The following is a 25,642-nucleotide window of genomic DNA, read 5'->3' as shown; positions in this document are numbered from 1 at the left end:
ATCACCGCATACCGGGCCGACGCCGCATCCCGCCTCGGTCATTCGGCCGGAGACGGCACCGCCATGCCCAAAGCGCGGCGATAGGTTCCCGGAGCGAGCCGCGTCGTCAGACAGGCGACGACCATGACATTCCCGAGATGCATGATCCAGCCGGCGGTGTACCCGCCCGACAAATCGTGCAGGAGCGCGACGAGCCACGGAGCGACGGCGGCGAGCAGAAAGCCCCCTCCCTGCATCATCGCCGTCAAGGCTCCAGCGGCAGCCGGGTCCGGCGAGTGATCGAGCGATACGACCATGGTCAGCGCGAAGCTGGAGCCTAATCCCGCGCCCACGCCGACCGCCCAGATCATGGGAGCCAGATCGGGCGCCGCCGCCAGACCGAGAAAGCCGAAGGCCTGCAGAGCGAGCGTGAACCAAAGCCAGCCCCGCCGATCCCGAGCATGCCGGGACACCATCGGAAGGAGAAGCGCGGCCGCGCCCTGACTCAGCGCCATGACGGCGAGCAACGTGCCGCTCGAGCCCACGCTCCAGCCGCGCTCCTGATAGAATGGAGCGAGCCAGGTGACCACCGTGGAGTATCCCCCGTTCACCAATCCGAAGCAGGCCATCAGAAGCCAGGTTCGTGGCCGTCGGAGAAGGCCCACGGCGGGAATCGCCCGTTCCTCGCGGCGGTCGGATCGCGGCAGAATGAGAGCAGCAGCGATCGCGGCCAGCGCCGCCGGCGCCGCCAACAGGCCGAGACCGGCGCGCCAATCCCCGATCGTCTCCGCGACGAGCGGAGCCAGACGCGCCCCGGCCGCCCCACCACCCATCAGCATGGCGGAGTACAAACCCATCACCGTCGACAGTCCGTTCGGGAACTGCCGCTTGAGCACACCGGGAAAGACGACCTGCGCGACGGCGACGCCGACGCTCAGAACGACCGTGCTCGCGAACATGCCTTCGGCATCGACGACGAACCACCGCGCCAGAGATCCACCCGCGACCGCCCACAACGCCGCCACCAGAGCGGGTCGAGCGCCGAATTTCGCCTCCACCGTCGGTCCGACGAACGCCAGAACGCCCATCAACCCCATGGGGATGAGGGTCAACAGCGAGAGGCCTTGCAGGCTCAAACCGATGCTCGCCCGAATATCGGCCGTGAGCGGCCCGACTGCCGTCAGGAACGGCCGAAGGTTCAAGCCGACCAAAATCACGAGAAGCAAGATGGGCAGTCGGGCCGCGGCGGCACCGCCGTTCGGGGTCATGACACGATCATCCTTCTACCGATCGGTCCCGTCCGGATCGGCGTCTCTCCAACAGGTCCGCGGTTCTTGCCGTCGACATCGCCTTGCGCTGGCATTCCAGACCGTCTTGGCTGCCACGGCGCGATCGTCTCGCAGCCGAGACGGTCCCCCCCGGCGCGGCAGCTTGATGATCGAGAGCGCACCCTTTCGGATTACATCGCCCGCCGCCGCCTGGTCTGACAGCGGGCGATCCGACGAAAAATCGCGAAACTGTTTCGTGTTTCCATCGCATATGCGTGCGTCGCCGCACCGTTATCTGACCGGCGGCAGCTGCCGCTGTTCAAGCCTTGGCGGAAATGCGCCCGCCGCTCGTCGGAAGGGGGAGCGAAACTTCGAGGCGCGACGATCACGTTCGCGACGCGCTAGCGCGTGTCCGTTCGACCGAACGTCCGATCAAGCGGAGCTTCCGTGCGCGATCCGGTGATCGCGTCGGCCTCTTCCTGGAAATCGCATCATGACCATGAACAGATACCGTACGCATCTTCTGCGCTGCATCGAACTGGCGGAAACCGCGGTATCGGCCGGGGACGAACCGTTCGGCTCCGTTCTGGTCTCCCACGACGACGTCGTGTTGTTCGAGGATCGCAACAGGATCGGACGGGGGGACGCGACGCGGCATCCCGAGTTCGCCATTGCCCGGTGGGCCGCGGAGAACATGTCACCCGACGATCGTCGGAGAGCCGTCGTCTACACCTCAGGCGAGCATTGCGCGATGTGCGCCGCAGCGCACGGCCTCGTCGGGTTGGGAAAGATCGTCTACGCCAGCTCGACCGGCCAGTTCACCAGATGGATGGCGGAGCTCGGACGCCCCCCGATGGACATCGCGCCCCTGACCATCGAACAGGTTCTCAAGGACGCCGACGTCGAAGGGCCGTTCCCGGAATTCGCCGATCACATCCGGGAACTCCACGCCCGCGCCGTCGGCGCCTCATGACCCTCCAACCCGCCGACGGTTCAGACCGCGGCGTCGATGGACTCGACGTGTTCGGCGATCGCACCGGCCGTCGTCCACCAGATACGCGGATCACCCCCGCCGCGGATTCTCTTCAATACGCCTGCGAGTGCCGGAACGCGATGCGCCTGCCCCATGATGTAAGGGTGCAGCGCGATACCGAGCACCGCCGGCCGTCGCGAGCTCTCGAGTAGCAGTTGATCGACGGCCGCGGCGATCATCGCCGAGAACGCCTCCGCCTCCTGATGACGACCGACGATCGCGGGTAGGTCGTTGATCTCCTGAGAATAGGGAACCGACAATAGGCGACCCGCCGCGGTCCGCAGCCGCGTCGGTTGGTCGTCGTGTGCCCAATCCAAGACGTAGCGGTATCCGTGCTCGACCAGAAGCTCGGGCGTCTCGTGACTTTCCGAGATCCAAGGACCGAGCCATCCCGTGGGCTTCCTACCGAGCGTCTCGATCGCTTTCGTCACGTCGGCGATCATTGCGCTCTCGCGCTCGCGATCCATGTCGCCCTGAGCTTCGGCGTTGGTACGCCCGTGGGCGGCCAGTTCGTCTCCGCGATCTCGACACGCCTCGGCCAGACCGGGGCATCGCTGGATGACATCGGAGTTCAGGAGCGCCGTCGTCCGAAGGTCCAGATCGTCGAACAAGTCGAACAGACGCCAAGCCCCGACGCGGTTCCCATAATCCCGCCATCCCGTATTCAGAACGTCCGGACTCGTCTGCGAGGGACTCAGCTTTGCCCCGAGACCTTCCGTAAAATCGAACACCTCATAATTTACACCAATATATATTGCAAGCCTCCGTCCGTCAGGCCAACTGTAATCCTTCCGGTCCTGTATGGAACGATAGGGGTAGCGTCCGTGATCCGAATGTTTCATGCTCGAATAACGAACGGACGAGGGAATGGATGCACTGGAACTCGTGCAATCCAAACTCGCGAGCGAACGAAGCAACCAGGGGTCGGGCGCCGGTATCATCCGTTCGGCGCGAAACGTGGTCGAGGTCTGGGACAAGGCGCCGTGACCCGGAAAACCGTCGCGGACGTTCGCCTATCCGGCATGACCATCGGCGGGCTGGTCGTGGAAATCGGCCGCGCCAGCCCGCCGGTCGCCGACGCGATCGATCGGGCTTGCGCGCGACGACGGTCGAAGCGTGCACGTGTCGACGCCGATACTCAACGTTCGCAAGAAACGAGACAGGGCGCATGTCACCCGTTCGGGAGCGCCGTCGGCACGCCAATAGGACGCCGCCTCGCCTCCGCCACTCGCCTGCTGCGATTCTCGGTCGCGAATCCTGAAGGTGCGCACGGTGCACATCCGCCGGCGCGTCGAACGCATCCTCAGGCGACGAAGCGTCCCGCCATGGCCTCGGATCACGAGGAGCCGCAGCGGCGGGCCGCACCGTGAGATCTTCGCTGCGGGAGCTTCGGGCACGCGAAAGCGCCATCGCGCCCTGCTCGTCACCGCCGTGAGGAGATCTTGGAAAAACTCATTTTCTCGGAGAGATCGAATGCAGCCAATTCGTGAAATTCGCCGTTTCTGTAATGTTTACGCCAAGCATTCCAGATGATCTCGTGAACGATACGCCAGCCTCGACAAAAACTCTATACATACTATCCATGGTTTCCTGATGTGGAAGGCTTTTGCCTTTTTCGAAATCCGAAATGACACGCCGCAGCACACCGACGCGATCCGCCAATTCATCCTGCGACCAAGCGAGCATGGCGCGCGCTGCTCTGGCTTGCACGGGTTCTATATTCGACAAATCAATACATCCCAACGATTTGTTAACCACAAAACCACCCAAAATGTGCGATTTCAGAAAAACGACCTATGTTGGTTTTGTCGCAACCAACGGTGGCGCCGAACCATGTCGAATGACCTCCCTCTCGATCGCATCGCCTGCCTGCTGGAGCAGTCGGGCCATTACCGCGTCCTGCGTCGTCTGAGGCGACGCGATCCCCATGATGATGCCCTCCCACCCGTCGCGGGGCGCGGCATCTTCCTCGGCTTGGAAACTACGGGACGTGACCCCGGAATGCACGAACTGATCGAGATCGCCCTGGTCCCGTTCACGTACTCGGCCGACGGACGGATCCTCGACGTCCAGGAACCTTACAGTTCGTTCCAGCAGCCCTTCATGCCGATCTCGGCCGAGGTGACCAAGCTCACGGGTATCACGCAACGAATGGTCGATGGCTGCCTGCTCGACATCGCGGAGATCGAGCGGATGCTCGCCGACGTCGATTGGATCTGCAGTCACGACGGCCAGCACGATCGACCGTTCGCCGAGCAGATCACACCCGCCTTCGCACGGAAGAGATGGGCATGCTCGCTCACGCAGATCCCGTGGCGGGAGGCGGGCTTCGGGGGAGCGAAGCTCGGTCGTCTGCTAGCGGAACTCGGCTATTTTACTTCGCTCAACCGTGCGCAGGAGGATTGCGCGGCCGCGATCGAGGTTCTGGCGCAGCGTCTGCCGAACTCGGAGACGACCGCGTTCGCGAGGCTCGTCGTCGCCGCCGAAGCGCCGACCTATCAAGTATGGGCGGTGCGGTGCCCGCTCGGCCGGATACGTTCGCTGCGCGCGCGCGGTTATCGTTGGAACGAGATCGCGAAGCCCGGTCGGCCGACAGCTTGGTACCGTGAAGTCACGGAGGAACTGGTCGCACTGGAGATTCAGTATCTCCGACGCGAGATATACGAAGCCGACGTTGACGTGCCGATCACGGAGATCGGCGCCTACGACCGCTACTCGACCCGGATTTGACGGCGATGCGGGAAACGATCACGCAGAAGCGCGACGCGCTCCGTACCTTGGTGCAGTCTGGCCTTCCCCTCAAGCAGGCGGATGCCGTCGCCCAGCTGGTTTACGATCTCAATGCCGAGTCGATCGACGCGGTTCGAGACGAGCTCCGCGTCTGGAACGCGCGCATGGGCTTGTGGCTGATACTCCTCGGCTTCGCCCTCGTCACCGGACTGATCGCCGCCATCCCGCTCGTGTTCCTCTAACTGCACACGTGCCGCCGAAGCGGCGGATCACCTTCGCGAGAACGCACGGCAAGACAGGAAACCGTGCAGATCGCCGGGTCCGCATCTCGGCGTCCTTACCCCCTGATCGTTCGACATCGTCGCGCCCGGCCTTCCTCGGGACGAGCGCTTCCAGGCGGAGACCCGCCTCACGCCGGCGGAACCTACCGGCCAACTCGCGGAGTGAAGGAATCCCTCATGCCGTATGACTACGATATCCCGGAGCCACGCGCGGTCCGCTCACCCGCACTCCCCGGCGGAGCCGTCTCACGTGGGGGTGATACTCGAAGCTCGACGGCTGACCGGTCCCAGGCGAGATTGGCGTGGCCATCCGAGGGCGACGGCCCCGATCGCGAGGACACGTGCTCCATCGACCCTCGGGTTTTTCGACCGGAGGTCTTCGATGCCGTGTGGCCGAAGATCGTCGGCGTCCGAGCGGCGCAGGCCCAAAGGACTCTGACGCCTGAAGCCTGGCGGCGCTTGTGGTTGAACGGCTACGCCCATCTCCGCGACCGGGATCCGGTCTTCTATGCCGTCACGCCCGAGGGCGCGGCGTGTGCAATCGCCGTTCTGGCTCCTCTGATGCGACGCATCGAGGCGGATTTCCTTAAGTCGGGTGTAGCCAGCGGCCCTCCATCACGCCCGCTGGTATGGGTCCGCAGTGCCCCATCGGCCGTGACACTCCTGCGGTGGCATGATGCCGAAGCCAAGACCAGAACTCGGGCCTCCCAAACCGCCTGGACGAACCCGAACCGACTGCAATCTTTATGTTCCTAAATAGGATATAAAATCTATGCGACTCGTTGTCCGAAACTCGTGATCACGCGAGCTCGGACGCGCTGCGACGCCCGAGATGCTGATCTCGTATCCTCTTGATCGGATCTGTGACGATGCTTCAGGCATCGTGCGATGGTTCAATCCCATGAACCGTCGGACACAGTCGTCGGTGAACCCATAGGCCTATCTTTTCACCAATGCGCAGAAGCCTTTACCGTAAGCGGACCACTTGCGGTGGGAGAGACCCACGCATTCGATCGCGACAGTCAATTATAGGACTGTAGGCCTAACTCTCCGCCACACCCCAAGCTGACGCAAGACCGGCGTAAGCAAGTTTCAGATGAGCCTGTCGTTCCGAACTTGCAGCATCCATGTCCGAAGGATCGCGGAAAACCAAGCTTACCGAAGGTTTTGGGTCGAGATCCGGACTTGACGCACACAGATCACGACGAACATACACGAGCATGTCACCGGCGATCCGACGTGTGACACTGTTCCGGATCTTCCGGGCATAGCCGGTGCCTCCCGCACCGTGAGCAGGACAGGAGATCGACAATGAAGGATTCATGACCGGTGCGATCACCGGGTGACGTCCGACTAGCACTCGGACGCCCCCGGTGACGCTTTCTCTCGCCGACGTCGAAGCACGAACTGTCGGCCATCCCTTTGCAACAGGCTGAGATGCTGCACCACTCCGTCGTGAATTCACGACGGCTCGGTACGGCCTTGGAGATCGCATGCCTATCGCAGCGATACAAGAGGCTTCAGCGCCGACGCCCCTGAGTCATAATGAATCAGGGGGCCAGCATCCAGCAGACATCAGTATCGCGATCGTCCTCAAGGCTGATCGCGGTGCCGTAGCTTCCCCGACTGCAGGATGCATCCCTATGACAACCAATCGCGCACTTCAGGTATCGGAGAACTTCGACGCGTCTCGCCACCACAACGATCTCATGTCGGCTACTAGGCGATCCTACGCCGAGGCATCCGACGTGAACGCTTCCGGCGATCGCCCCACTCCTGTCGTACTTCCGGCTCCGGCAGGCCTTCCCGTCGGCGTCGATGCGGCCAACGACCCGTCGGGAGGCGACGTCAACCATTTGGACGAGCAGACTGCGGCCAGGTGTTGGCGCGCCATTTGGTGCAACGGGTACCGTTATCTCTCCACTCGGGATCTCGCCACGTACCCGCCGACGGTGGTGGGCTTCGGCCGCGCAATCAAAGTCCTCACCCCGCTGATCCGGAGCCTCGTCGACGATCCGGACCATCAACAGGACGCTCGTTCGTCGAGCACCGATCGATCACTGTCCTGTCGCGCCGCCGCTATGCGGGTCGAGGTCGTTTCGGTGCGTCGAGCGAGGCCGAGTCCGGCGACCCTGGGGCGCTGGGTTCGCGAAGGTCGCACTCGATAGGAACCGCTGGCCTACCGCTCCGGAGATGCGAGCGCCCCCACGCTCGCTACCATGGCCGATGGCCGCATCACGGTGACGACCGGACAGGAGTCCTTCGAAGGATCTCCGAAGAACCGTAGCGGCAGCTTCCCTCCTCGGGGAATCGTGGACCGACGCCCCGGAACGCCCCGCGGCGTCGGCGGCGCTCCCCGAGCGGGGCGTCGCCCCTGGGCAAGCGATGCGTCGGGCGCCCACGCAGTGGATGCAGGTTCGTACCGGATCCGTACCGGCGCGATGGCTTCGGCTCGTCGCGGCGGACCAGGACCGCGCGTGCCACCGATCGTGACCACTCGCATGCACCTGGCGTGCACCGCATCGACCGTGCCTTCTCGGGCGGTGGAGAGCGACTGCCGCCTTCCAACTGATGGAAGGGTCTCCATGGACACGATGCCGGCAGACCATCTCTGGTACCCGCCCGAGAGGAGCCGAGCCAGCCGCATCGTGACGAAACCGTCGCGCGGCGGGTCGCGCGTGACGATCGTCGCCGGATCTCCGGAGCGCGAGTTCCATCTCGAGAGCCATCTTGAGGCCAAGGCCGCGTTCGTCATGCTGGCTCGGCGCGAAACCGTCGACCTGTGGGAGCAGCCGCCGGCCATCCCGTACGAGGATACCGATGGTCGGACACGACGGCACACGTTCGATTTCCTCCAGACCTTGCGCGACGGCACCCGCGTTCTCGTCGCGGTCAAGCCGTGGCGGCGCGCCATCGAACAGGATCTGCCTCGAACGCTTCGGTCGATCGCGGAGCAGATCGGTGCGAGCGGTATCGACGTTGCCGACCGGGTCGCTCTGCTGACCGAACGGCGCCTGGGACGCGACACCGTTCACAACGCCCGGCTGATCCTGAGCGCGCGCCGCGACGTCGACCCGGAAGCGGACGCGGCCGTCGCGGAGGTCGTCGCGGACCTGCATGGCGAGACGACGCTGCGCAACATCGCGTGCACATCCGGGTTCGACGGGCGTGGCTTTCGCGCCGGCATCCGCCTGATTGCCGCAGGACGTCTCGTCGTACCCAAGGCGGCCCGTCTTGCCCCCGAAACGAGCGTCAGGGCCGCGCATCAAACCACATCGGAGGCGGAATGAGCGCAGCTCTCGCAATACGCTACGCGTTCGATCCGCTCGATCAACACACGATTGGGGGCATCGCGTTCCGGTACGTCAGCTCGGACCGGAACGGCATCGTTTTCGCGCGCGTCGACGATCCCACGATCCATACCGGGTTCACTCACGACAAGTTCGAGACGTGTCGCCGGCTGCCCGACTATCGCCACGAGCGGGGATGGTTCCATCCCGCCCGCATCAAGATCCGGCTGCGCACGGGAACCACGTTCGTCGCGCATATCGACGAGGCGGAACAGCGTATCGTCGTCTTCCGCGCGGCCGTCTGCACGCTTTTCCTGCAAATGGAAGCGGCCGGCCAGGCAAGCAGGTCGGACCGGTCGATTCGGAAGGCGATGTCCGTCATCGCGACCCAAATCACGCATGTGCCGAACGTGCACAACCTGAGAAAGGACGGCACGCCGAAGCGGTCCCGCTCAGGAGCGACGGACCTACGCGGGCTTCCGGGGCCGAAATGCCTGCGGCAATGGCTCAAGCGTCTGAGGGAGGCCGACTACGACAGCCAAGCCCTGCAAACATACTACGACAATTGCGGTCCACGTGCGCCCGTCATCGATCCGGACCTCCGTACGCTCGCTCTGGAGTACGTCACGAAGTTCGCCAGCCAGCTCAAACCGAGCAAGGCGGACCTCTATGACGACTTCGTAATCGCACTCGCCCTCGTCAACGCAGGCCGTACTGCGGCGGGCCAGCCAGAACTCGTCGCGCCTTCGAACAAGTGGTTCAACGCCCAAATCCGTAAACTGGATGCCTTCGACGTCTATTCGAACCGTCACAGCCCGGCTGCAGCCCGCGCGAAGTTCAATCTGATCGGTCACGGTGTCGACGCGGTTCGCCCGCTTCAGCGGATCGAAATGGACGAATGGGAGGTGTCCCTTATGGTGTTGGCGATCGACGCCGGCATCTGGGAAACCCTCGACGCGTCGCAGAAGGCCGCCGTCGAGCGGACGAAGTGCTGGATCTGCGTCGCGATCTGCGCGGCGACCCGCTGCATCGTCGGTATGACCCTGTCGCGCTCGCCCTCGGGCGAGAACGCGCTGGCGACGCTCCGCATGGTCGTCAGCGACAAGGGGCGCTACGCCGACGCGTGCGGCGCACTCACCCCCTGGGACATGTTCGGTGGCATTGAGGAAGTCGTCACCGACGGCGGACCGAGCTTCGTGTGGACGAAGTTCAGAATCGCGATCGCCGCGATGAGGGGAGCCAAGCACGTCCCGACATCCGGAGTTCCGTTCCTGCGGGGCCGCGTCGAGCGTGTCTTTCGACGGATCCACACGCAGCTCATCGCACGTTTCAGCGGGCGCACGTTCGAGAATACCGTTCGCCGCGGTGACTACGACTCAGAGAAGCAGGCGATCCTTTTCGTCGATCAGTTGAGGTGGGTCCTTTGCCGCTACGTAGTCGACATCTATCACAACCTCCCGCACGAGGGCCTGGGAGGCGAGAGCCCGCGCAATGCCTGGCATCGCCTGGTACGAGAGTACGGTCTGGTCCAGCCGCCCGACCGGCCGAGCCTGCGGGCCGCCTTCGGGAAGCGCATGCGGTGTGTTCTGAGCAATAGGGGTGTCCGGGTGCTCGGACTGTACTACCAGTCCACGTCGCTGCACGCGCATTACAAGAAAGTCGGAGATCGAAAGGTTGAGGTTCGGGTGGACGAACTCGATCTCGGCGCCGTGTCGGTCGATGTCGGTGGCGCCTTTCTGACGGTTCCCTGTATCCACGACGACTTCACGGACGTGTCCATCGGCGTCTGGACGCGGACGCTCGCCGAATTGCGCCTGCGGCACGCGGACGACAACCGCCACGGAATGAAGGCGGTCCGGGAAACCCGACGCGCCATCGAGGCCCTCCGCGAGAACGCCGAGGCGTTCGCGGGGATCTCGCCGGAGACGATCGGCGAGTTCGAACTGGCCCGCTTGGAACGAAGCTTGGCGTTCGGCTTCGTTCCGACCGAACCCGAGACCGAGATCGACCTCGCCGGCGACGGGGATTTCGACCACGTCATAGAGGTGGAGACGTCGCCCGGGGGTTCCATGACCACGAACGACGCCAGCGGCGCCGTTCCGGTGGATACCGGCACAGGCGATGTGGCTTCCGGCGACCGCCAGTCTTCTCCGCAGATCAAGAGTCCGAGCCGCTACAGGATCGTCGACTGATGTTTAGCCAAGTCCAGACCAGGGCACTCGATCTTCTCGCGAATAGCGGGGACGCGAAACGACGCGCCCGCGCTCGGATCATGGAGCGCGTCAGAGCGAAGTTCCTTGAGACCGATCGCTACGACGAGCTGGTGGAGAGTTTCCAGGAGGCTTTGGACAGCCTGGAGCTGCGGGCCGACCCGGACGCCGATCTCGGGCCCGGAAACCGAACCGAGGCCAAGATCCTCATGGTCCTGGGCGAGACGGGCGCCGGCAAGACCCGTTCGCTCAAGCGGATGTTCGCCAGGCACGACGCCTTCCCCGGCTACGATCGGCCCCGCTCCAATTGTCCGTTGGTCACGATCAAGGTGCGCGCGCCGACGACATTCACCGGCGTCGGACGGCAGATCCTGCAGAAGCTCGGGTATCCGATCAAGGGAGCCCTCGACAAGACCCTCGTCTGGGAGCGCGTCCAGGAGCGGATCGAGATGTGCGGACTCCTCGCCATCCATCTCGACGAGATGCACAACGTCGTGTTGAAGGCGAACGAGATCGACCGCACGGACATTCAGAACGCGCTCAAGTCGATGGTCACGGACGAAGCGTGGCCGATCGTCGTGATCGTCTCCGGCCTGCCCGTTCTGGCCGACTTCCTAGAGGAGGCGGAGGAAGACAGGCGACGCGCGCTGACCGTGAACTTCGACGCCCTGGATCCGGAACTCGACGGCGAGGCCATCCGGGAGATGGGCAAGACCCTCGCTTCCGTCGCGGGTGTGGTCTTCTCGGACACGGTCGCGAAGCCGCTCGTACCCCGCCTGCTGCATGCCGGCCTCTATCAGATGGGCACTTCGATCGAGCTGATCCAGGAAGCGATCGGTCAGGCGCTCAAGGCCGAGACCGACGATCTCCGCCGCGAGCATTTCGCGTCCGCCTACTACAAGCGCACCGCCTGCGGCGCCGCCGCGAATCCGTTCACCGTCGACGCTTGGCAGAAGATCGATTGCTCCCGCGTCCTACAGAAGAGCGCTGCCCCGACCACGGACAAGACCCCGGCCGAGCGCATCAAGGCTCACCGCAACCGCATGAAGGGAAAGCCGTGACCGCCTTCCTGTCGCCTGTCCTACCCTTGGGGCGGGACGAAACGCCGACGAGTTACGTCTCCCGGCACGCGTCCTTCCATCGGGCGCCCTCCATGAGGGAGTTCTGTCGCGAACTCGGAATGGACATCCAAGCGGTTGCGCATGGCGACGCGGAAACGCTCGAACGCCTCGCCCGCTTGACGGGCGCGTCGTTGGAGAACCTCGAAGCCAACTGCTTCCGGGCGATCTCGGATGGTGCCAACCGGCTGGAGCGATCCTACCGCGGCGAGCGACTGCGGATCACCTGCCTGCACCGCAACGCCATCCGCGTCTGCCCGCACTGTCTGGCCGACGACCATCGGGCATCGCCGGAACTCGGGGAACACGCCGCCTACGGACGCTCCACATGGAATCTCTCGGCCATTAGAACCTGTCCGATTCACCGCGCCGAACTCGCACGGATCGACCACAAGTCGCTCAAGGCCGGCAATCGCTACGCGCGCCACGATTTTCATCATCTCGTGACGAACCGCCACGGCGGCGATCCGAAGGCCGTCGCACCCGGAGGATCGGCCGAGCCGTCCGGCCTAGAACGCTACTTGCTGACCCGATTGGAGAACGGGGCCTCGGGCGAGCTATGGCTCGATACGTTGCCCTACTACGCCGCCGTGAAGGCGTGCCGAATCTTCGGATGCGTGGCGCGCTTCGGCCCAGCGCAGATCCTGCGCCAGCTCTCCGAGGACGATTGGCATACCGCGGGGAGCGCCGGCTACGACGTACTGCGGGAAGGTCCCACCGGCATCCATCGGTTCCTGGAAAAACTTCAGGCGTCACACGGACACAGTCGTTCGACTAATCGCTACAGCGCCTACGGATCGGTCTACCGATGGCTCGTGTTCGAAGTGAAGGATCCGACATATGCCTGTATTCGAGAGATCTTTCGCGACCATTTCACCCAGACACTGGGTTTCGGTCTGGGACGTGGCGTCTTCGGCGAACCGGTATCCGAGCGGAGCGTCCTCTCCATCCGGGCGGCGTCGCTAGCCTACGATCTCGAACCGCGCCGTCTACGCCGCATCCTAGCCTTCCGCGGGCTGATCGCATCGGACCACGAAAGCCGACCCGACGACAGGGTGACCTTCGACGCGCTCGCGGCCAAGACCCTCCTGCAGGACATCCAGACCAGCCTGTCCCTCGGAGCGGTGGCCGATCATATCGGTGCGGGACGACGCGACGTCACCGTCCTGGAGAGGGCCGGCCACCTGGTTGCGATCTGCCGAGGGGGGCAACGGGACGCGCCCCTCGGGATGTACGTCTTCCGGAAGGCGGACGTGGACGCCTTCCTCGAACGCCTCTACGCCCCGGCCGCCAATCCACGTCCGGCCTCGGCGCGTGTCGTATCGCTTCACGAGGCGCAGTTGCGGCTGCGGTGCGGAAAGCCCGCGATCGTCGGCCTGATCCTGTCCGGCCGCCTCGGCTGGGTGGGATCGGCGACGGAACGGCGCACCTACGCATCGCTGCTCGTCGACTTCGAGGAGGTCGAACGTCTACTCCGAGGCCGGTTCGACGACGTGACGCCCGTCGGACACGCCGCCCGGGAGCTGGGCGTGGCGATCGAACACGTCCGTCGCTTGGCGGATCTCGGCCACTTGCGGCTGCAAACGCGGCGCCATCCGGTCAACGGGCGGCACACCACGACCGTCGGGAACGACACCCTCCAAGCGTTCGACGAAACGTATGTCAGTCTGCGCAACCTGTGTCGCCTGAGAAACACGCCCGCGCCCGCCCTTGAGAAGCGCTTGAAGGCCGCCGGATGCGAGCCGGCCCTGCTGATCGGCGAGGGAGCGGCGGCCATCTATCGCGCGAACACGGTGAAATCCGTCCTCGCGAAACAACGAAGGAGGTACAGAGAAGCGCATACGGCAATTGAAGGTTGAACATTGAATTCTAGCGAATGATCAGAGTTTTTGAAAAAATCCCCGGAGAGACGTGACAATGGCACCGAACGACGAACACTCCTCCTTCGACGCGAATGGCTCCATCGACGAGGCAATGGCCGCGCGGCGTGATTTCGACGTGGCGCAACGCGCGCGCCTTCGCGCGCATATCGAGGAGACACGGCCCGAACTGGCCGAAGCGTACGGGCGGGAAGAGAGCGCCTTCGCCGAGCTCGCGGACGCCGTATTGGCGCCGGCGCTCGCCGGGCTCGCCGCCGACGCGCAGGCCCGGGGCCTGCACATGCGTCTCGTTCGCGAGGATGAGCCAGCCGGCATCTTCGGCGCGGCGACACCCGGCATCCGCCTACTTGTCTCGCGGGAGCCTCTGCCGGACGCCGACACCATCGCCCTGTTCGGCGGCGTCTCCTTCGTCGGCTTCCATGGGCGGTGTCCCGAGCACGTGGTGGAGGTGACCATCGAGCTTTACCCCAGCGGCGGGTCGGCCGGGGTTGAACGCGACGAACGCACGCTCGACTACGACACCGTGACCGTCGACGGCGTACACGGTCTCGTCGACGACGCCCTTCGCCGCCTCCGCTGACCGGAGCCGAGCCGCGCACCACATCGGCCGTCGTCACGTCGGTGTTCTCCCGCGGAGGACGGTCGGGCGCCGGTCCGCAAGGTCGCTGGCCAGACGACAGCCACGCCGACGAGCGAACGCTGGCGTCGAGGCACAGGCGATCCCGTCCCCGTTCGTCGCGGGCAGCCTTCCGTGGCTCGCGTCGGACCATCCCTGCCGCTGCGACGAACGAACGGTCGCAGCCGAGTCCGTGCCGAGCGAGACTTGTGTGAATCGCTGCAGTGACCGCACGGTTCTTCAGGCGGTCGGATGCAGCAGAGTCGGCCTCCCACCCACGTATTCGAAACATGACGGATCGCGCCGAGGAGTCCATTATGAAAATCGTTTTCGGCGGCCAGCTGGATCGCGTGTTCGCGAACGAGTTCGCGATCTCAATGGGCTTGGAGCCCGATGACAACGTAGACCTGGAACTCGTTGAAGAGCGACGCGCCGCCGACGCGCGATACTTCGAGCTGGCCGGCACCCTGGCTGCTCTATCCGACGAGATCGTGCCCTTACCCTACGTCCGCTACGCTCCCGATCCGGTCCGCGACGAGGGTACGCTCGGAACTCCGGTTCGCGTAACCGACCCGGAAGCCTTCATGCAGCGCTTGCGGGCCATCTTCCACTTCGATCAGGTGACGGAGGAAGCCCTGGACGTTGCCAGGGTCTGCGTCTTGGGCCGGTTGGCAGCGGCATCCAACGACGTCTTGAACGCCATCGATACGAAAGAGGCCTGGATCGGCCACTACCATGCACTGCGGCACCTCCACAACGACGACGGCAGGGCGGAAACCTACCTTGCCGGCTTGCTGATGCAAGCTCTCTGGGCGTGGGAGACGGCTGCCGTGCTCGTTCTCGCGGAATGCGACCGCTTCATTCTCGCCGATCTCGGCGCCATCCTCGTGAAGAATCGCTGGCCGAGGCCATTCGCGATCCCGGACCTGCGTTACATGGGACCGCCGCACGACGAGAAGATTTGCGGCCCGCTCGTCAATCTGCGTCCGGCCGATCTCCCGACCGTCGAAGCGTTCAGACAGGAGCCGAGCGTTCGCGCGTACGCAACCTCCGTCTTCGACGCCATTCGTAACGCCGAAGCCGGACATGTCGGCATCACGCTCGAAAAGGCGTATCGGTCCGTAGGTCCGGGCGTTCCGGATGGCCGCGCCGACATCACTCTGGTGGCCGCCAGCGTCAACATGTTCAGCAATGCCGGCACCGTGACACCCGGCGGCCAGCCGGATCCGGACGACTGGTCGAATCGCCGCTTCCCGGCGCGGAAGCTGCGCGCGATCGTGCTGGTCTGACGCCCGCATCCGGCCTCCCCCTGAAGACCACACCCGATGCCGTCACGTAAGACGAAGTGCCGGCGGACTTTCTCGTGAATCGAGGATCGACCTCCAGGAGGTTGCGTTGAGCGACGACTTTTCCCAGCGGGACTCGGCGGCCGGCGTGCCGAGCATCACCGAATCGACCGAGCGGCCGATCGAGGGAGACACCCGTGGCCGGGCCCGTCCGAGGACCGGCACCAGCCCGGCCTCGAACCTCGTCGTGTTTCGGTCCTCCGTAACGCAGGATCAGCGTCGCGACACCGTTCGGGAACGCCTGAACCATGTGATCCGCCCGCTCCTGCGGGCCTACGCGAAGGGCCTCCGCAGACCGTTTCCGCATCTGGAGGCGCATATCGAAGGGGACAGGCCATTGACGGCCTCGCCGATCCTCGACGAGCTTCGGGGGGCATTTCACTGGGCACCGGTGCGCGAGACCATCGCGGAGTATGCCGATCCGACCCTGGTACCGGCCGAGGTCCGCGCGGGACTCGCGACGATGCTCGCGCAGGATTTGTCCGGCGAGCCGCCTACGAGCGTTCGACAGGCGTTTCCCGATTGGAACAAGCCGCTCGTCGCGACGGGGTACTTCCTTACGCCCTGGCGACCGACGGATGCCGCGAGATGGTTGCGAGAGTTCCCTCCATTTAGAACGCTGCTGGAGCCGATGGACATGTGGGATGACCGAACGGCGGCGATCTGGCTCAACGATCGCTCACCCCTGACCTTCAAATCCTTGTTTCCGGTGATTGAAGACAATGTCGTGCCTTTCGAACCACGCCCCGTCTGGAAGCCCTTGACCGAGGTTCTCGGAGGACTGGACGAATTGGATCTCGAGGCGCTGAGCCACAGAGTCTTTCGCGAACGTTTTCGCAGGGACGTCATGCCTCCGGTCCTGAGTGCCCGTCGCGTGCGGATCCGTAACGCCATTGAGGCGATGTCGTATGGCTATCTCACCTTGGAAGAAGCCCGCCGCGACGTCCACACCTACGATCTCGAAAGGCAAGGCTACTTCGATCGCCTATTCGGAAGCAACGACGAATGGATTTTCGATCTGGGGATGACCATCGCGAGTGGCTACACGTTGCCACAGGGCTTCGACAGAATCAGTTTGACGGATTCGTTCGGACATCTGGATAGCCGAGCCTGAATTCACCGCGCCGAAACCTCGGATGATGCTCAGCGTTCCTCGAAATGCGGGCATCCGTGTGTCTTCAGGTGGAAACACTCGCCTCACTGCGGCAGCATTCGGGATCGCGACCGAGCGCGTCCGCCCAAGCGGTCTTTGCCGACCATCCGACGCAGCCCAGCTTCGGCGTCCGGCTGCCGGGTTCCTCCGTCATGCGCTATCAATAGGGACTCTATCGAGCCCTCGGGGACATTGGGCCGAACAAGCCACCTCCACCGCATATTCGAGGTCGCGGCCGGGGCGGAATTGGCATTCGACGATGGCCCAGTTGTCCACCGGGGGCCGTCAGGGGAGTCGATAGATGTGGATAGGACGGCCCGGCGGCACGGTCCAGCGCCGGCTCCGTCCCGGCCATCGACTCCGCGCTCAACAGGTGCGCCGGCCAACGACCCGGAATCCGGGCACGTGGGAGAATCCGGGACGCGGGCACGCCTCTCGGGCGGTCATCGCATCCAAGGCCTTCTGGGGCCGAGCCTATCCCGGACATTAGAGCGAACCTGTTAAAGCCCTCTTAACGCCGTGGCGGCGGGGACGGCCTGTGGACACGGTTGCGGTCCCGCCATCCAGCCTCCAATAGAAAAAACAGAGTCCTAGATTCTCTCTTCTCTTAGATAGGGCCGGGATGGGGACGGAGACGTCGCGCCCGTCCCTCACCCGGAGAGACAAAGGTCTCTTCGGGCCGGGTCGCTCCCCCGATGGACGCATCCCGTCGGGTAGCGGTCGAGCATAGATAGAGCCCAGCGACCGCGCCCACTACGCTCCGAGCGTGGCTCGTCCGATCGCGAACATCAACGTGAGCGGATCGTCGAGCAGGAGCGACCGACGGAATTGGCCGGATCCATTCCGAACGCCGCGTACGCAGCGCCACCAAGACGAGCGCCCATTGCCGTCCACGCTCGGTCGGGCCCATACGGGCCGACCGAGCGTGGACGGCGTTGCCTATCCCGATCGGATCCGCCACGGATCACGGGATGGCCATCCTTACCGACCGCCAACGCCTGGAACTCGCGCTACCCGCGTATCTGCTGTTCGCGCTCTGCCAGATACCGGGCGCTTTCGTACCGTCCGATCTGGCCCTGGCCGCGCGAGCCGAGGCCGACGTCGCCGAGCTGCGCGAGAACCTCCGCATCGCTTGTCTGGAACCGTTCGACGATTTGGCTCCGCGGAAGCGGCAAGCAACCATGCGCCGGCTCGAACGCATTGCCAAAGGTATCATGGCGGAATGGGCCGAGCGACCGTCGCTCGGCCTCATGATGACGCTGTGGTACTTCCTGTCGGACCTCATCGACCGCGAGGTGCTGATTCTGTGGCAGGGCTCTGCGATGGACCGGGCGGTACGGAGGTTATCACCGATGCTCGGGTACGGCTTCGAGGACGGAACGGGCGCTGTCGCGGCACAAGCGCGGGCCGGGGAGTTGCTCGCTCGCCTGCAGGCGGAAGGACTCTACCGCTGACTCCGCATCGGGCCGAGAGGAAAGGTCTCCCCGACGAGGGGTTCGGCGCCGCCTCGTCCGAGGTCCGTCTTTCGTGGGGCTATCCGTCAAGGCGGCCGCCGATCGCGCCTCAGAGCCAGCCCTCGATCGGAATTGTTTTCCGGCGACGCCGCAGGGAAATGATACATGGCTTAGCTCGGCGTCGCCTCAGGCTTTGCGATATCGCATGAAGACATTCGCGGTGTTGGCGATCTATCGCTCGGCAGCGACGATTCGGTTCAACGAGCTCGAACATGTGGGCGCCGCGCGCTGCTTGCCCTGGTCCGTTTTTCCGATGCTTGGGCGGGTATCACGGGGAAACCGACACGTCGCGGACGGGCGGCCGGAACAAGCCCGCGGCAATCTGTGATAGGCGTTCGCGGTGACCATTCCTCGAACCGAACGCATCATGAACTTCGGTGATTTCCGTGGAGTATACCCAGCGATCCCCCCGAAGCGGGCGCCGCGAGATCCGGACGAGTGCGTTCAGATGACGCTCGCCGACGGTATGCGGTTTCTGGCCGGTCCAGTGCGGGAGCCCGTGACCATCGTCCGAGTGCCGACGACCCAGGAGGAGACGCTCGTGGGCAGATATCTTTGGGTCATTGGACCCACGGATTGTCCCCACGGTCTTGAGGAGGGTCCGTTCGGACAAGCGCGTCGGTTGGGACAGGTGAAACATACGAACCTGACAGGAGGCGGCAACGCCCATTGCGGGGGCGAACTCTGGTATCTCACCGACGACCGGGTTCTGATCAATGGCGCCTCGGGACGCTACGGGCCCGCTACCGAGCAGCAGCTCCATGACGCGGCGCGGTGTTTGCAGGCGCTAGGTTATAGCGTCGGATACATGCGCTTCGGCGAAAGCAATAAACCCATGACGTTCGCGGCCGGTGAAGAGGACGTTGTTTGGTTATGAGTGCCATATCCGAAACCGTCGATCCCCGAGATCTCATCGATATCTTCGGTTTCTACGACGCGGAGTTGAGCGTCGAGGAACACGCCCGCGCGTCGACGCAGCGGTTCGTCCGTACGCACACCGACCTGTCGTTCTGGTCCGAAGGCGAGGGCGGTCTGGTCCTCACAGCCGCGCAAGCGCGCGAGGCTTTCGGCTGGACGGTGCTGCGCGAGCTTCTGGATCGCGTCACGGTGCCGCTGATACATCGCGGCTGCCAAGTCGGCCCCGTCTTGCGGGAGCGCCGCGAGGAGGTTCAGATCTCGGTCCAGCAACTGGCGCGGACCACGGGCTTGCAGGTCGCCGACATTGAGGCGGCGGAGGCCGGACGTCGGAGCATGCCGATGACGGTCCTGACACGCCTCGCGCGGGCGCTCGCACTCGATCCTCTCCGCATAGGGTTCGTCGAGAACGGCGGAGGCGACGTCTCTCTCGGCGTCCGCATGCGCGAACTCCAGAAGGTGCCGACGGCGTCCCTCTCGCCGACGTTGGTGCTCGGTCTTCTCGAAGCCGCATGGGTCATAGGCGAACAATCCCGTCTGGAGGCGCAACTCGACGCCTCCCGCTCTCGCGCGATCACCCGGCTCGGCTTCCGACCGCGGGCACTGCGCGACGTCGCTTGGCCTCCCGCTTGGCAGCAGGGAGCCGATCTGGCTCACGAAACGCGGCGCCTTCTCGGCTACGAGGCGGAGGAACCCATCCACGCCTTGCTCCCCGAAGTGGAGGACCGACTGGCCATTCCCGTGGTCCCGCTGAGAATGCCCGTCAATTTCGCTGGAGCCACGATCGAGAACGGCGGTACGCGCGGGATCGTCGTGAACCTCAACGGCATCAATGCGAATGTGTGGACACGCCGCATGACTGTCGCTCACGAGTTAGGACATCTCCTCTGGGATCCGAGCGACGATCTCGCTCGTCTCCGCGTTAATCGCTACTCCGATCTCACGGCAAATGCGCAATCCTTGACCGATCTCGTCGAAATGCGCGTCAATGCGTTTGCCGCCGAGCTCCTGGCCCCGAAAGCCGCAGTGACACGAAAGTATTTCGAATACGGAGGTGGGCCTGAAGCTGTTTCGAGGCTGACCGAGGAATACGGCGTGAGCATCACGGCATTGAGTTGGCAGCTACACAACGGCTCCGACGGACGCATTCAACAATCGCGCGTCAGAGGAGTTCCGAATACAAAACCTTCGGAAAAATGGCGCATCGACGAGAACAGGCGGACGGATTTCTTCGTCTTCGACGAGACTCCGATTTCGCGCACCGGTCGTTTCGCGGAGGTAAGCCTTCAGGCTTACGACATGAATGTCATAAGCGATCACACGTTCGCCGAAAGCCTGAACACCTCGCAGGACAGGCTGCGGGCGCACATCGGCGCGTTGAGGAGCTTGATGCAACCTGTGGGTTGAAAGGGCCTCGCGAGGGATCCGGCAACTGGCGATCATGGGGGGCCAGGACGCTCGTAATCGACATCGCGTGCGATCGGGTCCACAGCTTCGCCGAACGACAGGGTATCCTCCGAGGCGGTCATCCCGTCTGATGGGCTTCTACGCCAGTCGCTCCAAGCCTCGAGCTTTGGACCACCCGGCGATCATACCGGCAATTTCACGTGCGACGCCTTCGGCAGACTCCTGCCGCCCTTTCTGGATTGCAGAGAGCGGGACGATTCCGGTCGATTTCAGCAGCAGAGGTTTGAATGGTGCGACGATCGGGATGAGAGCGTCCCGCGTTGCCAGGACTGTGGTGCGTGCCACCGCTTCGATCCGGTCCGAGCCGCTGCGTAAAAACGCGTCGAAGACCGCCCAAACCAGATCCTGAAGAGCCTGCTCCCCGGGAGCCATGCCGATCGCATGCGTAAACAGGCCGCCGAGAACATTGCGCAAAGAGGCAGGATCGTTGTTGGGAAGTGCCAGCAGTTCGAGATAGCGGTCGGTGCGATCGTCGACGCGCCATCCGGTTCTGTCCAGCTGGTGGATGATGTTCTGCCAGCCGATCATGGTGAAGGCGTAGCCTGCATCGACCAGGGCGTCGACCGCGTCCGCGTAGGCGTCGGACGTGATCGATCCGACTCGTCGGGCCCGCAAGAGTGCCGCCTGGGACCAGACGGCATCAACGCCGAACGTCTCCCGTACGAGGCTGCGGTAGGCTTGATCGTCGGCCAGCATGGGCGCGCCAGTGCCCTGGGCCGCGTAGACGGTATCGACGAAGGCGGGATGCCACCGCTCGACGATCTCCCGGCCCCGAGGATCCGACAACCGTCCCGGCGCCTCGGCCGGTACCAGGCGGCATCGGGTGAGAGCGACGTCCAGAACGTGGTCGGCGTTCGCGATACGACGCTCGATGTCCTCGTCGGTCAGCTCGTACATTCGGTACCGCTCGCCGTCCCAGCCGAGCCTTCCACGACGGGTCCCGCGGTCCGTGGTCCGCTCGACCACGATCCGACGCAGAAAATCGACCGCGGTCTGCGTGACACCGACGCTGTCGAACGCCGCGAAGACTGGCTCGGAGATGCCGAGCGAGACCAGAGCGTGAAGGGTCAGGGGGTCGACGACGCAGCTGCCACGGGATTCGAGTATCGCTTCACCGTTCGCATACTCCTCCGCCACGCCGGTCGCCGTGAGAAGCGGCATGTCCCGCTGTGCGCGAAACGAATCCCAGACTTCTACGGGATTGGCGCCCGCGACCTCCGCAATCATCGGCAGCGGCACGCCACCCGTACGATAGAATTCCTCAAGCTTAGTCAGGGACTCGGCTCTGCGGCGGACCTGTTCCAGCAGCGGTTCCAATCCATCAGGGCCCTTCGTTTCATCAATCGAGAACGTGCCGAAGGCCTTGTTGTCTGGGAACAGCGCTCCAAAGCGCTCGAGAGTTCGGAAGTGTGCGAACAGGAACTTGTCGAGTATCTGCTCGATACGGTACGTCGGGACCTCCGGCCCCAAACCTCCGAACTCGATTTCGTCGCCGACCCTCATTCCCAGAAGACGATTCGCCAGCGTGTTGCCAGGGGCGATCTCGTCCCGCTCCAGCGCCGGCGAGTTCTCCGTTTCGATGATGCGGACGAGCTTCGGTGCGGAGGCCGAGGTCAGCACGACCGCCGTGTCGGAGCCGACGGTCTCGGGCGCGACGATTTTCGTCCGTGCCCCGCACCCGAGGAAGAACAGGCCGACCGCATAGCCGAGATGGACCTGCGGATCCCCAAATCCCGCTCGAAGAGCGCGATAGCCAACGTGGAGCGCCTTCGGTGTCCCGAGGTGCCGATCGATCGCCTGTGCGAGACCGATCAGCTCGCGTGGGGATCCGGCGACGTTCGGTGGCACCGATGCGAGATAGCGCTCGGCGGCGCGCGGATCTCCGAGTCGCTCCAGGATCGATAACCAACGCAGTCTTTTGGAGAGATCGGTGTCGTCCCGCTTGAACTGCTTCTCGTAGAGGCGCCGCGCTTCCGGAAGCGATCCGATACGTTCGAAGATGGAGGCGCCGATGGCGAGATAGTCCGGAAGTTCACGAACGGCGTCGGCGACCGATTCGTACAGTTCACGGGCCTCCCGGCGCCGATCCGCGGCCAGAAGGGCCTGAAGGCGGTGGCGTAGAATCGGGGTGTCCCGATCCAGGGGGTGAAGGCCCGCGAATGCATCGGCCGCCCGGCTGTAGTCGCGAGCCTTGAAGTAGGCCTCGGCCGCATGGACGCGATCCCTCACGTCGACCAAAGTCGGCTGAAGCGCTCCAATCTCGTCCAGCAGCCTCCGCTTCAGTTCCTCGTCCTTCTCGAGAGCGGCTACGTCGAGCCCGACGAGACGGAGCAGGATCGCCGTCGGCTGGCTTCGAAGCATAGCTTCGAGTTCGGCACGGCCTTCTCCGAGCGCCGACGCCGCCTCGACCCGAACAGCCGCGACGGCCCCTCTCTTTCGGGCATCCTCCAGAGTTCCGTAGAGGGCGACTGCCTTGGCGTGAGCACCTTCGGCATCGCCCGAACGGAGCAATCCGTCGAAGATCAGGATTTCGTCGTCGAGTTCGCGGTCGCTCTCTCCGATCGACGCGATGTAGTTCAGGGCGCTGGCCCAATCTCCGCCCATCACCGCCCGAAGCGCCGCCCTTCGAAGGAGTGGTGCGTAGTGGGGGGCGATGGCGAGACCTTCGTCGACGACGCGTCCGCTCTCTTCGCTCAATCCTGCCAGATAGAGCGCGTTCGCGAAGTTGGCGCAGAGATGCACGGCACGGCGAGCGGTGTCGTGCGACCTGATGTGCGACCAGGCAGAACGCAGGAGCGAGATCGCGCGCTGGAAGTCCGCCTTCGCCGCCGATGCGGTCACCCGTTTCAGGACCACGGCGTCAGGATCGGCAAAGATCGGCTCCAGTAGAACTTCGGCAAGCGCAGACTGGGCGCGCCAGTTCCCGGGCTCGCGGGCAAGCGCCTGCTCGGCGAGAGCGCGCGCCCGGTCTGCGTCGCCCATGGCGCGACACCGGATCGACAGGCCGACGAGCACGTCGGCGTCGGTACGAAAGTTCTCCGGGATCTTCGCCAGAAGTTCGTCGACCGGCAGCTCCTCGGGAGCCGACTCGATCGACACCATCACGGCCTGCTCCGATGTCGGATCTTCCGTGAGAACGGCCATGGCCAGAGCATAGGCGGAAGCGCTCTCGCCCTCCAGCAGATGAGCCGTGGCGAGAATAGCCCGCGCGCCGGGATGCATCGGATCTTGTGCATGTGCCGCCTTGAAACCCACGACCGCGGCATCGACCTCATGAAGCGCCAAGTCGGCGGCGGCGATGTTGCCCAGCAGGCGGTAGCGGTTTCGAGCGGATGCGGTCGGCCAGTTCTCCGTCTTCAAGCGTTCCAATGCGACACGCGCGGCTTTGGCGTTTCCGTCCTCGACCAAGCTCCAGAGCTGCCTGATGCGTAGATGTAGCTGGTCTTCCACCGCATCCTTGTTGCGGTTGATGCTGGCTTCGAGCCGATCGAACCGCGAGAGAAGACGGCTGGTGTCGATGCCGATCGGGAGGATGTCCGCGCGGATCGAATCCATACCGCTGGAAATCTTGTCGTCCAGATCTCCGATCGCCGCGGTTAGATCGAGGGGCGCGAGATCGGGGAAGTGCTTCTGGAGGATGTCCGGATAGTCGGTGGCATGTTGCTTGAGCGTGTCCCAAGCATAGACCTCGACGTCGAACAGGCCTGCCGCGCGATGCGCCTTCTTCAACTCGCGGGCCTCGGCCAGGATCCTGACGTCGTTTGGCGCAGTGGTCGCGAGAATGAAGACATCTAGGCTCGGAACGAACGTCTTGGCCTTCTCGACCTCACTCCGAAGCTCCGCGACCGTCAGCGAGGCACCGTAGCCCCCATCTCTGCCTTTGCACTGGACGCCGTTCAATCGTCCGTCTTCCCGGCTCTCGCCGTACACGTCGACACCGGCCTGAGGTTGCCCGCTTCGACCGTTGAACTGCGTGTTCTGGTCCCGCCACAACCGTTTGAACAGATCGAAGCACAGCCGTTCGAAAGCCTGCCAGTCGGCAGGAGCTGGGAACTGGCGGTTGAGGACCAAGGACATGCGAACGGATATAGAACGCGTCCCGCCTAGCGCGAAAGCCGCCCCTTCGATCCGCACCCATGTTTCCGCGCTGGCCCGCCGTCCTGCGCCCTGTCGCGGCAACGTTTCGCCGCGACAGGACGCGGGGCCATCTCTGGCTAGGCTGCCGACGAACTGGCGGCCGCCCCGTCGGAATGCTCTCCGGCCCGCGCCCACAGCGTCGTCGACGCCGCGTCCGCCTATGAACGGATCATGCGTCCATTGGTCGAGAAGGGACAGGGTGTTCCCAAGCTCGCGCCGAAGCTGATGAACCCAGGACCCGGCTCGGCATCCGTCTCCTGCACGGTGCGCTGAAAGTCGCGAGTAAACCCGCCATCCGGCGCGTGAGCGCGACGCTGTTCGCCGGTGGCCCGGAGACCATCGACCTCTCCCGCTACGGCGGACGACCGACCTGAGCTCGATCTCTGGCGCTCCGTGCAACCTCTTTGGCTGTCCTGAAGGGGCAGAGCTTGTCCGCTCCGTGGCCGGCCGTGCGCCGGTCATGGCATCCTACGACCGACGCTTCCCGAACCTGTGGCATGGCAGCGACAGAGCGGGCGCAGGCTATCTGATCGGACCGGGCCGCCTCCGAACCGTCAAGCTTTGGGCGTGAGGGTGGACGGATCGAACCTCATCCGGCCGCTGCCATACTCGTCGCCTCCCGCGCCATCGTCCACGATCACCGCGAGATCTTCGCCGTTCTCGCCTCGTCGAGCCTCTTCTTCGCTGGGCTCCTGGCAGCCCTTC

The 25,642-nt window shown here is 64.3% G+C and carries 17 protein-coding genes; 13 read left to right on the top strand and 4 right to left on the bottom strand.

Annotated features, from left to right (window positions below):
- Positions 1 to 38: 38 nt before the first annotated feature.
- On the bottom strand, positions 39 to 1,247 hold the full coding sequence (locus DK427_RS04265) for a cyanate transporter (RefSeq protein ID WP_109950184.1): 1,209 nt from the start codon (positions 1,245 to 1,247) through the stop codon (positions 39 to 41).
- A gap of 493 nt (positions 1,248 to 1,740) precedes the next feature.
- Here DK427_RS04265 and DK427_RS04260 point away from each other — a divergent pair, with 493 nt between their 5' ends.
- Positions 1,741 to 2,220, top strand: coding sequence for a nucleoside deaminase (locus DK427_RS04260; protein ID WP_109950183.1), 480 nt, complete (start codon positions 1,741 to 1,743; stop codon positions 2,218 to 2,220).
- A gap of 20 nt (positions 2,221 to 2,240) precedes the next feature.
- Here DK427_RS04260 and DK427_RS04255 read toward each other — a convergent pair whose 3' ends face one another.
- Both DK427_RS04255 and DK427_RS04250 read right to left on the bottom strand, forming a co-directional pair.
- The gene (locus DK427_RS04255; protein ID WP_109950182.1) at positions 2,241 to 3,122 is read right to left on the bottom strand and encodes a polysaccharide deacetylase family protein; all 882 of its coding nucleotides are present in this window, start codon (positions 3,120 to 3,122) and stop codon (positions 2,241 to 2,243) included.
- A 610-nt stretch (positions 3,123 to 3,732) separates the two neighbouring features.
- Complete coding sequence (locus DK427_RS04250) at positions 3,733 to 4,050, bottom strand: helix-turn-helix transcriptional regulator (RefSeq protein WP_162559658.1); 318 nt, start codon at positions 4,048 to 4,050, stop codon at positions 3,733 to 3,735.
- Positions 4,051 to 4,113: 63 nt separating this feature from the next.
- Between DK427_RS04250 and DK427_RS04245 the strand changes: the two genes are divergently transcribed.
- The 12 genes from DK427_RS04245 (at position 4,114) to DK427_RS04195 (ending at position 20,740) form a co-directional block, all read left to right on the top strand.
- Positions 4,114 to 5,010 carry a 3'-5' exonuclease gene (locus tag DK427_RS04245; protein WP_162559657.1) on the top strand — a complete coding sequence of 299 codons (897 nt, stop codon included), beginning with the start codon at positions 4,114 to 4,116 and terminating at the stop codon, positions 5,008 to 5,010.
- A 5-nt stretch (positions 5,011 to 5,015) separates the two neighbouring features.
- Positions 5,016 to 5,252 (top strand): hypothetical protein, encoded by a 237-nt coding sequence (locus tag DK427_RS04240; RefSeq protein ID WP_109950180.1) that lies wholly within the window; start codon positions 5,016 to 5,018, stop codon positions 5,250 to 5,252.
- 2,624 nt (positions 5,253 to 7,876) lie between these two features.
- Positions 7,877 to 8,581, top strand: coding sequence for a TnsA endonuclease N-terminal domain-containing protein (locus DK427_RS04235; RefSeq protein ID WP_162559656.1), 705 nt, complete (start codon positions 7,877 to 7,879; stop codon positions 8,579 to 8,581).
- Positions 8,578 to 10,773, top strand: a complete 2,196-nt coding sequence (locus DK427_RS04230) for a Mu transposase C-terminal domain-containing protein (RefSeq protein ID WP_109950178.1) — start codon at positions 8,578 to 8,580, stop codon at positions 10,771 to 10,773. Before DK427_RS04235 ends, DK427_RS04230 begins: the two co-directional genes overlap by 4 nt.
- An 80-nt stretch (positions 10,774 to 10,853) precedes the next feature.
- A complete protein-coding gene (locus DK427_RS04225) occupies positions 10,854 to 11,852 on the top strand; it encodes an ATP-binding protein (protein ID WP_162559655.1) in 999 nt (332 codons plus the stop codon).
- Positions 11,849 to 13,768 (top strand): TniQ family protein, encoded by a 1,920-nt coding sequence (locus DK427_RS04220; protein ID WP_162559654.1) that lies wholly within the window; start codon positions 11,849 to 11,851, stop codon positions 13,766 to 13,768. The genes DK427_RS04225 and DK427_RS04220 overlap by 4 nt, the downstream gene beginning before the upstream one ends.
- A gap of 58 nt (positions 13,769 to 13,826) precedes the next feature.
- Positions 13,827 to 14,369, top strand: coding sequence for a hypothetical protein (locus tag DK427_RS04215; RefSeq protein WP_109950176.1), 543 nt, complete (start codon positions 13,827 to 13,829; stop codon positions 14,367 to 14,369).
- Between the two features lie 326 nt (positions 14,370 to 14,695).
- Positions 14,696 to 15,694 carry a hypothetical protein gene (locus DK427_RS04210; protein ID WP_162559653.1) on the top strand — a complete coding sequence of 333 codons (999 nt, stop codon included), beginning with the start codon at positions 14,696 to 14,698 and terminating at the stop codon, positions 15,692 to 15,694.
- A 106-nt stretch (positions 15,695 to 15,800) separates the two neighbouring features.
- The gene (locus DK427_RS04205) at positions 15,801 to 16,865 is read left to right on the top strand and encodes a hypothetical protein (RefSeq protein WP_109950174.1); all 1,065 of its coding nucleotides are present in this window, start codon (positions 15,801 to 15,803) and stop codon (positions 16,863 to 16,865) included.
- Positions 16,866 to 17,875: 1,010 nt separating this feature from the next.
- Entirely contained in the window at positions 17,876 to 18,358 is a 483-nt protein-coding gene (locus tag DK427_RS04200; protein ID WP_245930791.1) for a hypothetical protein, read from the top strand.
- A 508-nt stretch (positions 18,359 to 18,866) separates the two neighbouring features.
- Positions 18,867 to 19,295: a hypothetical protein gene (locus tag DK427_RS25980; RefSeq protein ID WP_162559652.1), complete on the top strand. Its 429-nt coding sequence runs from the start codon at positions 18,867 to 18,869 to the stop codon at positions 19,293 to 19,295.
- A complete protein-coding gene (locus DK427_RS04195) occupies positions 19,292 to 20,740 on the top strand; it encodes a helix-turn-helix domain-containing protein (RefSeq protein ID WP_109950173.1) in 1,449 nt (482 codons plus the stop codon). Before DK427_RS25980 ends, DK427_RS04195 begins: the two co-directional genes overlap by 4 nt.
- 138 nt (positions 20,741 to 20,878) lie before the next feature.
- Here the strand turns inward: DK427_RS04195 and DK427_RS04190 are convergent, their stop codons facing one another.
- Positions 20,879 to 24,877 (bottom strand): PIN domain-containing protein, encoded by a 3,999-nt coding sequence (locus tag DK427_RS04190; protein WP_109950172.1) that lies wholly within the window; start codon positions 24,875 to 24,877, stop codon positions 20,879 to 20,881.
- Positions 24,878 to 25,642 lie beyond the last annotated feature (765 nt).

It is taken from the genome of Methylobacterium radiodurans (genome assembly GCF_003173735.1).
GTDB classification, from domain to species: Bacteria; Pseudomonadota; Alphaproteobacteria; order Rhizobiales; family Beijerinckiaceae; genus Methylobacterium; species Methylobacterium radiodurans.
This window is presented reverse-complemented; position numbering and strand designations above follow the sequence as displayed.

Bases quoted from the DNA above. Each gene is read 5' to 3' on its own strand.
- DK427_RS04215 (WP_109950176.1), top strand. From the start codon at position 13,827: ATGGCACCGAACGACGAACACTCCTCCTTCGACGCGAATGGCTCCATC.
- DK427_RS04225 (WP_162559655.1), top strand. From the start codon at position 10,854: ATGGAGCGCGTCAGAGCGAAGTTCCTTGAGACCGATCGCTACGACGAG.
- DK427_RS04265 (WP_109950184.1), bottom strand. From the start codon at position 1,247: ATGACCCCGAACGGCGGTGCCGCCGCGGCCCGACTGCCCATCTTGCTT.
- DK427_RS04235 (WP_162559656.1), top strand. From the start codon at position 7,877: ATGGACACGATGCCGGCAGACCATCTCTGGTACCCGCCCGAGAGGAGC.
- DK427_RS04200 (WP_245930791.1), top strand. From the start codon at position 17,876: ATGGCCATCCTTACCGACCGCCAACGCCTGGAACTCGCGCTACCCGCG.
- DK427_RS04240 (WP_109950180.1), top strand. From the start codon at position 5,016: ATGCGGGAAACGATCACGCAGAAGCGCGACGCGCTCCGTACCTTGGTG.
- DK427_RS25980 (WP_162559652.1), top strand. From the start codon at position 18,867: ATGACGCTCGCCGACGGTATGCGGTTTCTGGCCGGTCCAGTGCGGGAG.
- DK427_RS04260 (WP_109950183.1), top strand. From the start codon at position 1,741: ATGACCATGAACAGATACCGTACGCATCTTCTGCGCTGCATCGAACTG.
- DK427_RS04230 (WP_109950178.1), top strand. From the start codon at position 8,578: ATGAGCGCAGCTCTCGCAATACGCTACGCGTTCGATCCGCTCGATCAA.
- DK427_RS04255 (WP_109950182.1), bottom strand. From the start codon at position 3,122: ATGAAACATTCGGATCACGGACGCTACCCCTATCGTTCCATACAGGAC.
- DK427_RS04210 (WP_162559653.1), top strand. From the start codon at position 14,696: ATGACGGATCGCGCCGAGGAGTCCATTATGAAAATCGTTTTCGGCGGC.
- DK427_RS04245 (WP_162559657.1), top strand. From the start codon at position 4,114: ATGTCGAATGACCTCCCTCTCGATCGCATCGCCTGCCTGCTGGAGCAG.
- DK427_RS04195 (WP_109950173.1), top strand. From the start codon at position 19,292: ATGAGTGCCATATCCGAAACCGTCGATCCCCGAGATCTCATCGATATC.
- DK427_RS04190 (WP_109950172.1), bottom strand. From the start codon at position 24,877: ATGTCCTTGGTCCTCAACCGCCAGTTCCCAGCTCCTGCCGACTGGCAG.